14 protein-coding genes are annotated in these 13,189 nt (G+C 60.5%); 7 read left to right on the top strand and 7 right to left on the bottom strand.

From position 1 onward, the window contains the following. The first annotated feature begins 20 nt into the window (after positions 1 to 20). Positions 21 to 419 carry a GFA family protein gene (locus ACO07N_RS04615; protein ID WP_421979895.1) on the top strand — a complete coding sequence of 133 codons (399 nt, stop codon included), beginning with the start codon at positions 21 to 23 and terminating at the stop codon, positions 417 to 419. Between the two features lie 278 nt (positions 420 to 697). On the opposite strand, the gene ACO07N_RS04610 is transcribed toward ACO07N_RS04615, so the two are convergent. Beyond that, the gene (locus tag ACO07N_RS04610) at positions 698 to 1,420 is read right to left on the bottom strand and encodes a response regulator transcription factor (protein ID WP_421979894.1); all 723 of its coding nucleotides are present in this window, start codon (positions 1,418 to 1,420) and stop codon (positions 698 to 700) included. 5 nt (positions 1,421 to 1,425) lie between these two features. Continuing rightward, positions 1,426 to 3,435, bottom strand: a complete 2,010-nt coding sequence (locus tag ACO07N_RS04605; RefSeq protein WP_421979893.1) for a PAS-domain containing protein — start codon at positions 3,433 to 3,435, stop codon at positions 1,426 to 1,428. Positions 3,436 to 3,792: 357 nt separating this feature from the next. Between ACO07N_RS04605 and ACO07N_RS04600 the strand changes: the two genes are divergently transcribed. After that, the gene (locus ACO07N_RS04600; RefSeq protein WP_421979892.1) at positions 3,793 to 4,077 is read left to right on the top strand and encodes a hypothetical protein; all 285 of its coding nucleotides are present in this window, start codon (positions 3,793 to 3,795) and stop codon (positions 4,075 to 4,077) included. Between the two features lie 343 nt (positions 4,078 to 4,420). Here ACO07N_RS04600 and ACO07N_RS04595 read toward each other — a convergent pair whose 3' ends face one another. Continuing rightward, positions 4,421 to 5,056, bottom strand: a complete 636-nt coding sequence (locus tag ACO07N_RS04595; RefSeq protein WP_421979891.1) for a TetR/AcrR family transcriptional regulator — start codon at positions 5,054 to 5,056, stop codon at positions 4,421 to 4,423. A gap of 114 nt (positions 5,057 to 5,170) precedes the next feature. On the opposite strand from ACO07N_RS04595, the gene ACO07N_RS04590 reads away from it, so the two are divergent. Next, positions 5,171 to 6,112, top strand: coding sequence for an SDR family oxidoreductase (locus ACO07N_RS04590; RefSeq protein ID WP_421979890.1), 942 nt, complete (start codon positions 5,171 to 5,173; stop codon positions 6,110 to 6,112). Positions 6,113 to 6,206: 94 nt separating this feature from the next. Here ACO07N_RS04590 and ACO07N_RS04585 read toward each other — a convergent pair whose 3' ends face one another. The 3 genes from ACO07N_RS04585 to ACO07N_RS04575 all read right to left on the bottom strand — a co-directional run bounded on the left by ACO07N_RS04585 (position 6,207) and on the right by ACO07N_RS04575 (position 8,228). Then, positions 6,207 to 6,959 (bottom strand): SDR family NAD(P)-dependent oxidoreductase, encoded by a 753-nt coding sequence (locus ACO07N_RS04585; protein WP_421979889.1) that lies wholly within the window; start codon positions 6,957 to 6,959, stop codon positions 6,207 to 6,209. 208 nt (positions 6,960 to 7,167) lie between these two features. Then, positions 7,168 to 7,581 carry a hypothetical protein gene (locus ACO07N_RS04580; RefSeq protein WP_421979888.1) on the bottom strand — a complete coding sequence of 138 codons (414 nt, stop codon included), beginning with the start codon at positions 7,579 to 7,581 and terminating at the stop codon, positions 7,168 to 7,170. Positions 7,582 to 7,739: 158 nt separating this feature from the next. Then, a complete protein-coding gene (locus ACO07N_RS04575) occupies positions 7,740 to 8,228 on the bottom strand; it encodes a phospholipase (RefSeq protein ID WP_421979887.1) in 489 nt (162 codons plus the stop codon). 81 nt (positions 8,229 to 8,309) lie between these two features. On the opposite strand from ACO07N_RS04575, the gene ACO07N_RS04570 reads away from it, so the two are divergent. After that, entirely contained in the window at positions 8,310 to 9,212 is a 903-nt protein-coding gene (locus tag ACO07N_RS04570; RefSeq protein ID WP_421979886.1) for a LysR family transcriptional regulator, read from the top strand. Here ACO07N_RS04570 and ACO07N_RS04565 read toward each other — a convergent pair. Then, positions 9,209 to 9,976, bottom strand: coding sequence for a GGDEF domain-containing protein (locus tag ACO07N_RS04565; protein ID WP_421979885.1), 768 nt, complete (start codon positions 9,974 to 9,976; stop codon positions 9,209 to 9,211). The genes ACO07N_RS04570 and ACO07N_RS04565 overlap by 4 nt on opposite strands. A 323-nt stretch (positions 9,977 to 10,299) precedes the next feature. Here ACO07N_RS04565 and ACO07N_RS04560 point away from each other — a divergent pair, with 323 nt between their 5' ends. From ACO07N_RS04560 to ACO07N_RS04550, 3 genes are read left to right on the top strand one after another with little or no spacing between them, the layout of a single operon-like run. Further along, the gene (locus ACO07N_RS04560; protein ID WP_421979884.1) at positions 10,300 to 10,971 is read left to right on the top strand and encodes a hypothetical protein; all 672 of its coding nucleotides are present in this window, start codon (positions 10,300 to 10,302) and stop codon (positions 10,969 to 10,971) included. A gap of 48 nt (positions 10,972 to 11,019) precedes the next feature. Further along, a complete protein-coding gene (locus tag ACO07N_RS04555) occupies positions 11,020 to 11,955 on the top strand; it encodes an aldo/keto reductase family protein (RefSeq protein WP_421979883.1) in 936 nt (311 codons plus the stop codon). Positions 11,956 to 11,998: 43 nt separating this feature from the next. Then, a complete protein-coding gene (locus ACO07N_RS04550) occupies positions 11,999 to 13,186 on the top strand; it encodes a GNAT family N-acetyltransferase (protein ID WP_421979882.1) in 1,188 nt (395 codons plus the stop codon). Positions 13,187 to 13,189 lie beyond the last annotated feature (3 nt).

Below are 13,189 nucleotides of genomic sequence, written 5' to 3'. Positions count from 1 at the left end.
CAAATCGAAAGGTTGAAGACATGACCCTGACCGGCAGCTGTTTATGTGGAAGCGTGACCGTCTCGGCTGATGCGTTGCCGCGCCTGCAGGCGTGCCACTGTTCGATGTGCCGGAAATGGGTGGGCGGACCCTTCATGGCGGTGCCCTGCACCGGTGCGGTCTTTGAAGGTCCGGTCAAACGCTACCGGTCATCCGACGGGTTCGAGCGCGGGTTTTGCGCCGAATGCGGCTCCAGTCTCTTCTTTCATCCGCAAGGAAGCGACCTTCACGGCATTCCTTACGGCCTGTTTGACGCTCAACCGGACTTGCCGTTCAAGGCTGAATTCTTCATTGACCAGAAACCGGCCTGTTACGCGTTTTCAGACGATACGCGAAAGATGACAGGTGAGGAGTTCGCAACGAAGTTCCGGTCCGGCTGAGCCGTACGTAATACCAACCTTCATAGATAGAAACCCATTTCACCGGGATTGTTTTGCCACAAGGCAAGGCGCGGTTTGCGCGGTAGTGTCGGCACTACAAGCAAATCGCAACGCGGCATTGGGGCAAAAGAACCCGGCCTCCGGTGGCATGAAACCGGCCATCGGCTGCGTTGTGGCGCTTGCCCGATGCGCCGGCATCGCGCTGCGCACCACGCCTGACCGAGTGGACCGGTTTGATGCCATGAAATGGGTTTCTATCTATGAAGGTTGGTATAACCTCAACTCCATGTCACCGCTGTCGCGAACATGTAACCGGAGCCGTAGATCGTCCTGATATGCGCGGCTTCGTTCTTGCGGTTCAGCTTCTTGCGGAGCCTTGAAATGCGGACGTCGATCGACCGGTCGAGGCTTTCGTCCCGTCCGCCATGTTCGAGCAGGTAGTCCCGGGTCAGGACGCGCTTGGGCGCGCGCAGCAAGGCTTCAAGCAAGGTGGCTTCCCCGGTCGACAGGAAGGTTTCTTCCCCCTCCGGCGAGGTCAGGCAATGGGAGGAGGGACGGTATGACCAGTCCTCGAACCGTGCCAGGTCGACTTCACCGCGCGCCGGTGTCCGGTCCGAGGACCGCCGCAGGATCGAGCGGATGCGCGCGACGACTTCGCGCGGATCAAACGGTTTGACGACATAGTCGTCCGCGCCCAGTTCCAGCCCCATGACCCGGTCGGTCGAATGGCCCCTGGCAGACAGAACGATGATCGGCACCGAAGATATCCTGCGGATCTCGTTGATCAGCGCCATGCCTTCCATGTCGGGCAGACCGAGGTCGACGATGCAGGCGTCGGGACTTTCATTGGCGAGCGCCGCCAGCATGGAGCTGCCGGTGGAAAAGGTTTCGCCGGTCATGTCGAAATGCGACATGGCTTCGCGCAGGAGCTGACCGATCTCAGGCTCGTCGTCAACGATGAAGACGGTCAGTTTTGCCGATGGTGCGAAGCTCTTCTGCAAGGCAATCACTCACTCATGGAATCGGATCGGATCCGATCAACGTCCGGCCGGTCAACCGGTCCCGGCTGAACATCCGTTGAACTGTGGAGGATCTCCTGGAGCGTCTGCGCCAGTTGATCATCGGTGAAGGGTTTCGCCAGGACGGGGAACTGACAGTCCCGCTCGTTGCCGGCAAGATCGGACCAGTCTGCATAGCCTGTCATGAGCGCTATTCCCAGGTCCTTGCGTTGCCGCCGGATTTCCCTCGCGAGCACGAGACCGTTCATCTGGCCAGGCATGATGATATCGCTGAGAACGGCCTTTAGCTCAGGCAGGTCAAGCGCAAGGGCGCGCGCGTCGTCCGCGCTTTCGGCCCTGAGAACAGCGTATCCCAGGCTCTGCAGCTGGTCCGTCACGGCGTTGGCAACATCAGGGTCGTCCTCGACAAGCAGCAAAAGCTCGCCGTCGCCGCGCTTCAGATCGGTGTCACGGATTGCCCCGTCCTGCGCATCGCCGGACAAGACAATCCGGCGATAGGGCAGATAAAGCGTCAGGCACGTTCCGCTGCCCGGCTTGCTGTTCACGGCGACCGCGCCTCCGGACTGGCGGATGAAGCCGTAGACCATGGAGAGCCCGAGGCCGCTGCCGGTGCCGAAGGTCTTGGTCGTGAAAAAGGGCTCGAACACCTTGAGGCGGGTTTCCTCGTCCATGCCGTTGCCGGTGTCGGTTACGGTGACTCGCGAATAGCGGCCCTCGGGAACGCCCAGTTCGTCCGCTTCCCGTTTTTCGATGCTGGTCTCGCTCAGGGCGATCTGCAATGTGCCGCCGTCCGGCATGGCGTCGCGGGCATTGAACGCCAGATTGATCAGGGCGGTCTCCATCTGCGTCGGGTCGATGCATGCCCCGATGCTGGGGTCGGCGACCTCGGTCTCGAGCCGGATCGACGACGGCAGGGATCCTTCGAGGAGGCTTTCGGCATTGCACACGAGCCTGGCCAGGGCGACGGCCTGCGGATCGATCGCCTTGCCGCGGCTGAAGGCGAGCAGTCTCTGGATGAGATCCGATCCCCGCTTCGTGGCTTCAAGCACCGGTTCCAGCTTCCTGTCCAGATCCTCCTTTTTCAACGGAGCTTCCATGCGGCTGATGGAGAGCAGGTTGCCCATCAGGATCGCCAGCAGGTTGTTGAAGTCGTGGGCGAGGCCACCGGTCAGCTTGCCGACCGCATCCATGCGCTGGGATTGCACCAGGGTGGCTTCCGCCTGCTTCTGATCCGTCGCGTCCAGCGACAGGACGAAAATTCCCAGCGTGCGCCCGTCCGCAGTCATGTCTGGAATGAGCGTGGACCGCATATAGGCCTGGGTTCCGTCGGGCCGCTTGCGCTCATACTCGTAGCTGACGGCGTTTCCCTTGAACGCGTGGTCGATATGCGGTTCGAGTTCGGCAAATAGCTCGGCACCCACGACATCCGCAGCAGCGCGGCCTGCGATCGAGGCGACGGAATGCCCGAACCAGTCCGCGTAGCGGCGGTTTGCGAAGCGGAACACCGGGCCGGGAGACAGATAGGCGATCAGGGCCGGAATGTTGTCGGTCACCAGACGCAGCCAGTCTTCACTCTGCTGCAGCGCGCGCGTGCGTTCCTCGACTGTCCGCTCCAGCTTTTCCTGTCTTCGCCGTTCTTCGGTCACGTCGGAATAGATCGTGACGAACCCGCCCTGGGGAAGCGGGGTGCCGGATACGGCAATGATCTGGCCGTTCGGACGCACGCGCTCGAAAAAGTGCGGTTCGAACAGCCTGGCGCGTTCGATGCGGCGCGCGATCTTGCCCTCGATGTCGCCGGGGCCGTATTCGCCGCGTTCGGCATTCACCCGGATGAAGGCTTCCAGATGCGAGCCACGCTGGATGATCTCCTCCGGCATGTCGAGCATGTCGGACAGGCCGCGGTTCCAGGCGACCAGACGGAGGTCGCTGTCGAACACGGTGAAGCCCTGATTGATGTGGTCGAGCGCCGCCTGCATCAGATCAAGCTGCGCCTTCAAATGCCGAGTCTCCTCCATGAGGGCAAGACTAGATCAAAACGGAAAGAGACTGAACCGGGACTGTCTAATCCGAAAGGTGAAGAACACAGGTGCAATCTCGCACGGCGCGTTCATTGACCTGCCCAGCGTCAGACAAACGTGCGTTTGAATTGGGAGTGCAGGATTGAGATCTCAATAGGGAAAAGTGTCAAACACGGTGTGATTGCCGACATCTGCGTTTTTACCCTTAAGTGGAAAATATTGATGAATGACGGGTCCCTCTTGCCTCAAGTGCCGCTTCTTGTCTGAATGTTTCTTGTGATATTTCCCTTACGTCATATTGTTGTCTGATCAAAAACAAATGAAGGGGGAAGCATCATGGCCGTCTATCGGATTACCGAATTCACATCGCCCGACATGTCTGCAGCAATGGTTGCAGCGGAAGACCTGCGGGCCGACCTGGCCGAGGCCGGGGCGATCTTCATCGACATCGTGGATCTCGGCGACGGGAGCGGTCTTGTTGTTGCGAAATACGGGGACGAGGCCGCCATGGACGCGTCCGCCGGGCTCGCAAAAGCGTCCTTCGGCAAGATGGTGCAGGCCGGCGTGATCGACGGCGCCTCGATCAAGCCCAGATCAGGTTCGGTCGCAATCTCCTACTAGGCTCAGGACCCATCAATATGGATGAGTTGGTAGGGATGAATTTGTTCGGATACGAGGCGCAATGCTGCAGGAAACCGTCCGGTTTCCAAAGATTTGCAACGACGTTGCCGGGCAAATTCATCCTATCCCTCCGGGACGCAAAAACGGCTTCGATCTGCTTCGTCAAACCGCTCAACCGGGCAGGAAGCCCGCTTGTCGCGCTTTTCCTTGCAGCTCATCGCCGTTTGCTGCGCCAATTCAACCAAATTAGTGAGTCCTGAGCCTAGACCGCTTCACGACATCTCTACCGTCAGCCCCGAGGGACCGCGCAGCGAATGCGGCCCCAGGTCGAACTGGGCCGGGATCAGTGTCCCGCACGTGACGGCCGGGCCGTCGGCGAGGCAGAAGGTCCGCTGTCCGTCCCGTAGTGCGACAGGAACATCGCGACGCAGTCCTTCATGATGCCGTCCGTTTCCGGTTTTTCGCCCATCAGGAATTCCGGCCAGAAGAAGAAGTTTTTCACCAGGGCAAGAAGCTGGCTTGCGGCGAATGCCGGATCCGCCTTTCTCAGCGCCCCGGCTTCCATCGCATCGGCGATCAGCTTGGTGACCGGATAATCATGCGCGGCTGCCTCCGCCAGGAACGCGCGCGACCGGTCGAGGTCGCGCAGGAACTCTGAAATGATCATGCGGTTTACCCCGATCGCCTCCTTGTCCGTGATCACGGCCACATAGCGCTCGAGAGCCTCTGTCAGCTGGCCGGCCAACGGGCGGTCCGGGTCGTAGTCGACCGGTGCCATGGCGCAGTTGCGGGCAAGCATGATGTCCGTGATCGCATCGAATAGCTCTTCCTTGCTCTCGAAATGATTGTAGAGGGTGCGGCTCGAAACGCCGGCCCGTTTCGCGATCCGTGTCGTGTTCGCCCCGAGAAAACCCTGTTCGCGAAACTCTGCGATCGCGGCTTCGATTATATTTTCTCTTTTCTTTTCAGTCAGTTTCACGATTTTTCATCACTTTCGCCAAGAAAAGTAAAATTCTTTGTTTACATTTTTTGATGCGCATCCTAAATGTAAATACACGATTTTACTTTTGCAACTTCAGCCCAGGAGAAACTCATGTCTGGCAAGACCCCCTTCGGTCCGGAAGGCTGGACGCCCGCGCGCATCGGCGACCTGACGGGCAAGACCTATGTCATCACGGGCGCCAACGGAGGCGCCGGTTTCGAGGCGGCGCGAATCCTGCTTTCCAAGGGTGCCCGGGTGGTGATGATGAACCGGAGCGACGAGCGATCATCGGCCGCCATTGACACCCTGAAGCGGGAATTCGGGCCCGATGCCGGGGTGAGCTTCGTGCGCATGGACCTTTCCGAGCTGTCCAGTGTCCGCGACGCGGCAGCAAACCTTCTGGAAGCCGAGCCCCGGATAGATGCCCTTATCTGCAATGCGGCGATTGCACAGGTTGCTACGCAGCAGCTCACCGTGGACGGTTTTGAAAGCCAGCTCGGCGTCAACCATTTCGGCCACTTTCTGCTATGCGCCCTGCTCTTTGAGCGGATCGAGGCGTCTTCGGGCCGGATCGTCATGGTCGGCAGCAACGGCTACAAGATGGGCGACAACCGGATCCGGTTCGAAGACCTGAACTACGATCAGAACTATTCCGCCTGGAATGCCTATGCCCAGAGCAAGCTGGCACAGATGGTGTTTGGTTACGAATTGCAGCGCCGGGTGCAGGCGGCGGGCAAGAGCGTGGAAGTCCAGGTCTGTCATCCGGGCGCGTCGCGAACCGGTCTCATCCGGGACACGGCGGGAACCGTCACGCGGGTTCTGGCGGTTCTTCTCTCGCCCCTGGCGCAATCCGCCGAGCGCGGCTCCTGGCCCGAGGTCATGTGCGCCACCGAAGAGGGGCTGGAACCTGCGACCTATTACGGCCCGACCCGGTTCGAGATGGTCGGTCCCGTAGGCGCATGCCCGCTGAAGGCGTTCGTCCTCGACCCGCAACAAGCCAGGGACCTGTGGGCGCTTTCGGAAACGAAGACCGGTGTTCAGCTGACCGTCTAGGCGACTGTTCGGCCGATACGGCCCTGTCCGGTCCGCGGGCAGGCGGCCGGTTCACGCTGCAGCCCGCCGCGACGTGTCCTTGCCGGAGCGGGGTTCAGATCGAGCCGGCCTCGACCATGTAGTTGTTGGCCGAGCACATGGCAGCATCGTCGGAGGCAAGAAACAGAACCATGCGCGCGACATAAACCGGATCGATCAGGTCCGGAAGGCATTGACGCCTGCGGTGCGCCTCAAGGGCCTCGGGTGTCGCCCAGAGCTCCTTCTGCCGCTCCGTCATGATCCAGCCGGGGACCACCGTGTTCACCCGGATGCGGTGGTCTCCAAGATCCCGCGCCATGGTGCGGGTCAGTCCGTGAACAGCAGCCTTGGCCGTCGTATAGGCCGGAAAGCCGCCTCCGGCTTCCCACCATGAATTCGACCCCATGTTGATGATCGAACCGCCGCCATTCGCGATCATGTCGGGGGCGATGGCCTGGATCGCGAAAAACATGTGGCGGATGTTGGTGGCCTGGCGCTCGTCCCAGTATTCGGGTGTCACGTCCTTCCAGTCATGGCGGTCGTCGCGCGCGGCGTTGTTGACCAGGACCTGACAGGGGCCCGTGCGGCCGGTCAGTCTTGCAAGGGCAGCCCGCATCGCGGAGATGTCCCGGAGGTCGCAGATCTCGTAGTCGATGTTTTCCGCCGTGCCGGCGAGGGTGGCGCTTGCCGTCTCGTCGAGATCGAGAAACCCGACCCGGGCGCCCTGTCCGGCGAAGGCCTTGACCATCTCGGCCCCGATCCCCTGCGCCCCGCCCGAAACGATCACGCTCTTGTCTTTCAGGCTCGGGTATATGGCGAAATCGGGCATGATGTTTCCTGTCCAGGTCTGCAAGTGGTCGGCTGTTTGCGACCAAAGACCACGATCGACACATGCCTTGCAAGTTCAGCTGTCCGGAAACAACGACGATTTGATCTGTTCGATCAACATGCCGTCGCCAGGAGTGACGTTCGGGCTGTCACGGCCGGTGTCTCGTCGTCAGCCTGCCGTGCCGGATCGAATCATCCGGCCCCGCGGTCTATTGCATGACATAGGACACGCCGTTCTGGCCGTGCCTGTTGGTCCAGGTAAAGGACCGGGGCCCGGTTATGAAGATCTGGTGGCCGGACGGCGTGTTATAGGTGTTCTGGCCGCTCCGGATGAAGACCGCCGTCTTCCCCTGAACATCGCCGCCGGCCACGCGCGTCATGTAGATCTGGTTGCCGCTGACCTGGACGCGATCCATCATGGCACGCCCGTCCTTCCAATAGCCGAGATACATCCCGCTCTGGAGCGGCTGAATGAAACCCTGCTGGGCAGTTGCCCCCTCTGGCGCCAGAACGGCACCGGCAGCCAGGCCGCCGAGCAGGGCGAGAAACTGCCGTCTTTTCCGGCAGGGTCCCGCGTTCGGATTGTCATGCGACCGGGAAGTCTGAATAGTCTGGTTCTGCATCGTTCGTCCTCAAGATGTCACGGACTCGGGGATCAAGCCCGTTTTCCGTTGACCGGTATGAGGAAGAGATAAGCAGCTCCGTGCGATCGCCCCATGGGGTCATTCCCCCATTCGCCCTGGCGCGAAGGCAGCCGCGCGCACGGCAGGATCCGGGCAAGTCACATTTTCTGTTCGGGTGGTTTGCCTGTCGCATGTTCGTAGGAACGCGCGACGATCCTCTTCACGACCTCGAGCTCTTCGTCATCGCGGGGAGAAAAAACCATGATCAGGCCCGGCGGGTATCGCCCCATCGTGACCAGGAAGTGGTCTTCGCCCCAGCCTGCCTCGACGATGTTCCGCGCGTCTTCTGCCGCGAGCTTCACATGCATGCTGCCACTGTCCGGATGCGGGTGGATATGCGCGAATTCGCGACCGACCATGAAAGCGTCCGGATTGCAGGCGCAGCCTTCGTGGAGGACCAGGGCACGCGCGCCCGGAACGGAAATGCCGCTGTGCTCATTGTTCACACCGGGCAGGGCAAAACACCAGTCATGCAGCTTGGCGACGATCGCATCCGGCCCGTGCTGGGTGAGTTGGGAATGTGGAATCCGGCGTGTCGTCTCCGGACGCGGCCCCCTTCGAGCGGGCCAGGTGGCTTCGGTGTTCATGATCACCCCATTGCTTGTTCCCGCCCAATATGTCTGTCTGTTGCTGCAAAGAAAATGGTCAAATTAGCAAACAGAACTTGCATGAAAGCACAGAGATCGCGTCTGGACCAAAATCTCGAGTGGTCGGACATTCCATACATCCTGACCGTTTGCGAAGCCGGAAGCCTGGCTGGAGCGGCGCGGCTCCTGGGCGTCAACCATTCCACGGTTTTTCGCAGGGTCGAAAGCGTCGAGACGAAACTGGGTGTGCGTCTGTTCGAGCGCCGCCGCCGCGGCTATGTCATGACCCCTGCAGGTGAACTGTTTTACGAACGCGCCCTTGTGCTGTGCGAGGGCATGGACGGGATCGAGCGGGAACTGAGCGGCAAGGACCTGAGACTTGAAGGCCCGCTGACGATTACCACGACGGACTCCCTGCTGCACTGCCTGGCGCCGGCCTTTGCGGCTTTCCAGGCAAGGCATCCGGACATCGAGCTTCGGCTCCTGTCGGATGTCCGTGCGCTCGACCTGATGCAACGCGATGCCGACATCGCCCTGCGGCCGACGCCAGATCCGCCGGAGCACTGGGTCGGACGCAGGCTGGCGCCACTTTCATTTGCGGCCTACGCACACCGTGACTATTGGCGCGACGCCTGCGGGCTGTCTCCAGAAAGCCTGAGATGGGTGATGCTCGGCGATGATCTACAACCATCGCCGATGAGCAGGCTCGCATCCCGTTGCCGGTCCGAAAAGGCGAACGTGATCATCGTCAACACCATGATGAGCGTGTTTGACATGGTGGGGGTCGGTGCAGGCGTCGCGGTCATGCCCTGTTATCTGGGCGAAAGGCATCCCGAACTGGTCCGCATTCACGAGCCCGATGCGAGTGCCGGCTGGCATCTGTGGCTGCTCGCCCATCCGGACGTGCGCCGCAGCGCGCGTGTGAACGCGTTTTACGAGTTTGCGGCGACGCGGATAGCGGACACCTTCGCGACTATCGCTTAAGAGGTTTTCGTTGCCGCCTGTTGCATCTCAGGCTCGAGATCCGAATTGCGGCGATCGGGGACGCCGGTACCGGTTGCCTGTACCACCTTGTTGCGGCCGGATTTCTTGGCCTGGTACAGCGCCCGGTCGGACGCCTCAAGGGCATCGTCCAGCCGCGTTTGCGGGTCAAGGGCGCTCAGCCCGATGGAAATCGTACAGTGAATGCGCTTGTCTTCAAAGACGGTCACATGCGCGGCCACCGCCGACCGGATCGCTTCTGCGCAGCCGCGGGCCGCCTCCGCGGGTTTCGCGGGATGGAAGACCACGAATTCCTCGCCGCCGAACCTGGCCGCAATTCCATCAGTGCCCACCTGCTTTTGAAGAATGTCGGCGATCTGGCGCAGGACGGCGTCACCGGCCCGGTGTCCGTATGTATCGTTGATCGTCTTGAAGTGATCGAGGTCGCAGATCAGGATCGATCCCGTGTGCCGGGAGACTTCGAAACGGTCGAAGAAGGACGCCCGGTTCAGCAGCCCGGTCATCGGATCGAATTGCACGAGGTACTCGAGACGCTGGTTGAGGGCATTCAGCCTGAGCATCATGTTCGCGACGACGTAGGAGACGCTCGGCGCAACCACCAGCGGAACAATCGTTGCCGGAACGAGAGCCTCCTTCGTGAGACCCAGGGGCGACAGGAGGTATGTGAACAGCAACGAAAGAAAGAGCGAGGCGATCGAGACGAGAAAAACAAGTCTCCATGCTTCAAATCTCGACGTTACCTTCATGACTGAAACCCTTCGGCCCTCCCTCCAATATCAGCATAGATCCAATGCGTTGTGCGAGTGTTAAGTCTGACAGGGTGCTGGCGCGGCCTTTGACGCGGAGAGACGTTCCGGATGCTGACGGTCGCGAGCGACGGAGATCGTTTCGCTCCGTTTGCGCAAAATGTATCAGTATAAATAGCAGTTTTTATTTCGTTTTGTCGCAAAAAAGAATATGAAATCTCAATTGACTCAACACAATAGCGTATATTCAAGTTTAAAAATCTAAATTCAATCCAATCTTAAAATATTCGCTCCATTCTTGTTCAAAAATGGAGGTGAAGAACTTGTCCAGCTCAAACATACCCCTTTCCGGAGTTCGCCTGTGCGAAGCGGCGCTCCCGGAGACCTTGTTCCGGAAAGTCGATGATGCCGTACGGAACGCCTTCAGGGAGAAGCAGAGCGGCAAGTCGAGCTATTCGACGACCTTCTGGTATCCGCGGGGCGCTGCACCGGCGAATGTCGCGGAAGAGGCGATATCCGTCCTGATGCAAAAGGTTTCACTTCCGCAGGACTGTATCGGAATGGAATGGTGGCTGGGACGTCTCGGTTATCGCAAGAAACTGAATTTTCACTTCGACCGCGACCTGGTGCTCAGCCGGGAAACGGGCGAGAGTATCTTTCCGCTGCTCGGAAGCGTCTTCTACCTGAACGACTTTCCCTCAAGCCCGACGGTGCTGACCGATCAGGTGCCGGGTCCGGACGGCAAGTCAAAAGTCCCCACGGAACCGAACCTGACGCTTGCCGTCGCCGCGATCCGGAACAACTACGTGATCTTTCCGGGGAACCTCTATCACGGCGTGCTGCCGGACAGTTCGATCCCGCACGCGGATGCCGATCCGGGCAAGGAGCCGGAAGAGAAACGGCTGACGCTGCTGATCAATTACTGGCACCGCCGGCCGTCGGCGCCGATTTGCAATGACTATGACGGCTCCGTCTATCCCTCGCTCGCGGCATGAGAGCCGGCAGGAAAAAGCGACCGGTCGTACAGATGTGCGGAGCCTGACATGCAATATCGGCAACTGGGCACGAGCTCGCTTCAGGTTTCGGAAATCTCGCTCGGATCATGGCGTACGTTCGGCACGACGGTGGATGCCGGGACCGCGGCACAATGCGTGCGCACCGCGTTCGACTGCGGCATCAATTTCTTCGACACGGCGAACATGTACGGCAAGGGTGCGGCGGAACACCTGCTTGGCAGTCTGTTAAGTGCCTACCGGCGGGACGACTATGTGCTCGCGACAAAACTCTACTACCCGATGTCCGAAGCCGATCGGGGGCTGTCCCGCGCCCAGGTATTCAAACAGATCGACGCGTCTCTCCGCCGGTTGGGGGTCGATCATGTCGATCTCTATCAATGTCATCGTTGTGACGCGGAAACGCCCCTGGAGGAAACGATGGAGGCGCTTACGGACATCGTTCGGTCGGGCAAGGCGCGCTATGTCGGCTTCAGCGAATGGCCCGCCTCCGAGATCAAACGCGCGCGCGCAATCGACGGCGCGGTTACCTTCGTTTCAAGCCAGCCCCGCTATTCCATGCTCTACCGCAAGAACGAAAGGCGGATCTTTCCGCTCTGCCGGGACCTGGGTATCGGACAGATCGTGTGGTCGCCGCTCGCACAGGGCATCCTGACCGGGAAATACAAACCCTTCGAAGCGGCTCCGCCCGGATCGCGGGGCGCGCGAAAAGGCCTGGGCCGATTTTTCAGACCACCCGTCCTGCAGGCTGTTGGAAACCTGCAGGAGATCGCCGCCGATTTGTCGCTGACGTTGCCGCAACTTGCCCTGGCCTGGGTGCTCAGGGGAGACCTGGTCAGCTCTGCGATCATCGGCGCAAGCCGGCCGGACCAGATTGTGATGAACTGCGGCGCTTCGGGTGTCGAACTCGAAGCAACGGTACTGCAGCGGATCGACGCGGTGCTGGATCAGGTCATGCGGCGATGAGCGGTTCAAGCGGAAAGGGCAACGACAGGGGAGCGGATATGCCATGACGGTCGAAATCTTCCAGGATCCGGACGGCTTCGCGGTATTGCGCGATGACTGGGAGCGCGTTCACCGACTTGATCCGGACGCGGGCTACTTCCTGTCCTGGCGCTGGCTCGATCAGGTGTTCCGGTCCAATCCCGGCCGCTGGAAAGTCCTGGCCGTCAGGGCAAGGGGGCCGGGAAAGGGATATGGCTGTTTCCTGCCCCTGAGCCACCACACGCATTGGAGCGAGAGCGGTCAGCGTTTCAAAACGGAGATGAAACCGGCAGGAAAACTGGCATGGGCGCAATATACCGGGCTCGTCTGCGATCCGGCCCGCGAGGTGGAGGCGCTTGCGGAGATTGCCGCGTATCTGGCCGGCACGCCCTGGGCACGGATCAGCTTCAAGCACGATGGCTGCCGGCGGCGGCTCGACCTTCTCCTTCATGCGTTTTCCGATCCGCAATCCTACCGGATCAATTCCCGCCCGATGCTTATCAACGACGGTTCGGTCGACAACCTCGTCTGTCCGCGGCTGAGCCTGCCGGGCGATTTCGATCTTTATGCCCAGTCGCAACTCAGTTCGAAGACACGGCAAAAGTTGCGGCGGTTCTGGCGCCGGTACGAGCGGAGCGACGACCTCCAAATCGCAGACAGCACACCCGATAGTTTTGCGTCCGATCTGGACGCGCTTCTCGGCATGTGGCTGGTCCGCTGGGCTCCGGCGCGCGGCAAAAAGTCGGCGCTCCGGGCCGCGGCAAAATACCGGGAATTTCTGGACTTGAGCCACCGGATCGATGCGATCCGGCTCAGTACGCTTTGGGACGGTGACAAACGTCTCGGCGCGATGTGCAGCATTGTCGACCATGACGCGAAGTATCTGTACTTCATCGTTTCCGGCCGGGACGAAACGGCGCGTGAACCGAATATCGGCCTGTTGCTTCACACCCACACCATCAAGTGGGCGATCGCCAACGGTGTGAAGACCTACGATTTCTGCCACGGCAACGAGGCTTACAAAATCAGTTACGGTGCCGTCGAACACACCCTGTCGAATGTTGAAATCGTCCGCCGCAGTTCGTGTGACGTGGCACAGCTGAACCCCGATCATCTGGGAGATGCGATGCGGCAGACCATCGAGATGATCGAGGGCCACCAGACCGATGCGGCTGCCAGCGCCTGCCGACAGCTGCTGCCGCTGATCGCATGAGGC

Origin of the sequence: Roseibium sp., from assembly GCF_965229775.1 — a bacterium.
GTDB lineage: Bacteria > Pseudomonadota > Alphaproteobacteria > Rhizobiales > Stappiaceae > Roseibium.
Note: the sequence above shows the minus strand (reverse complement) of the source record. Positions and strands in the feature narration are given on the sequence as shown.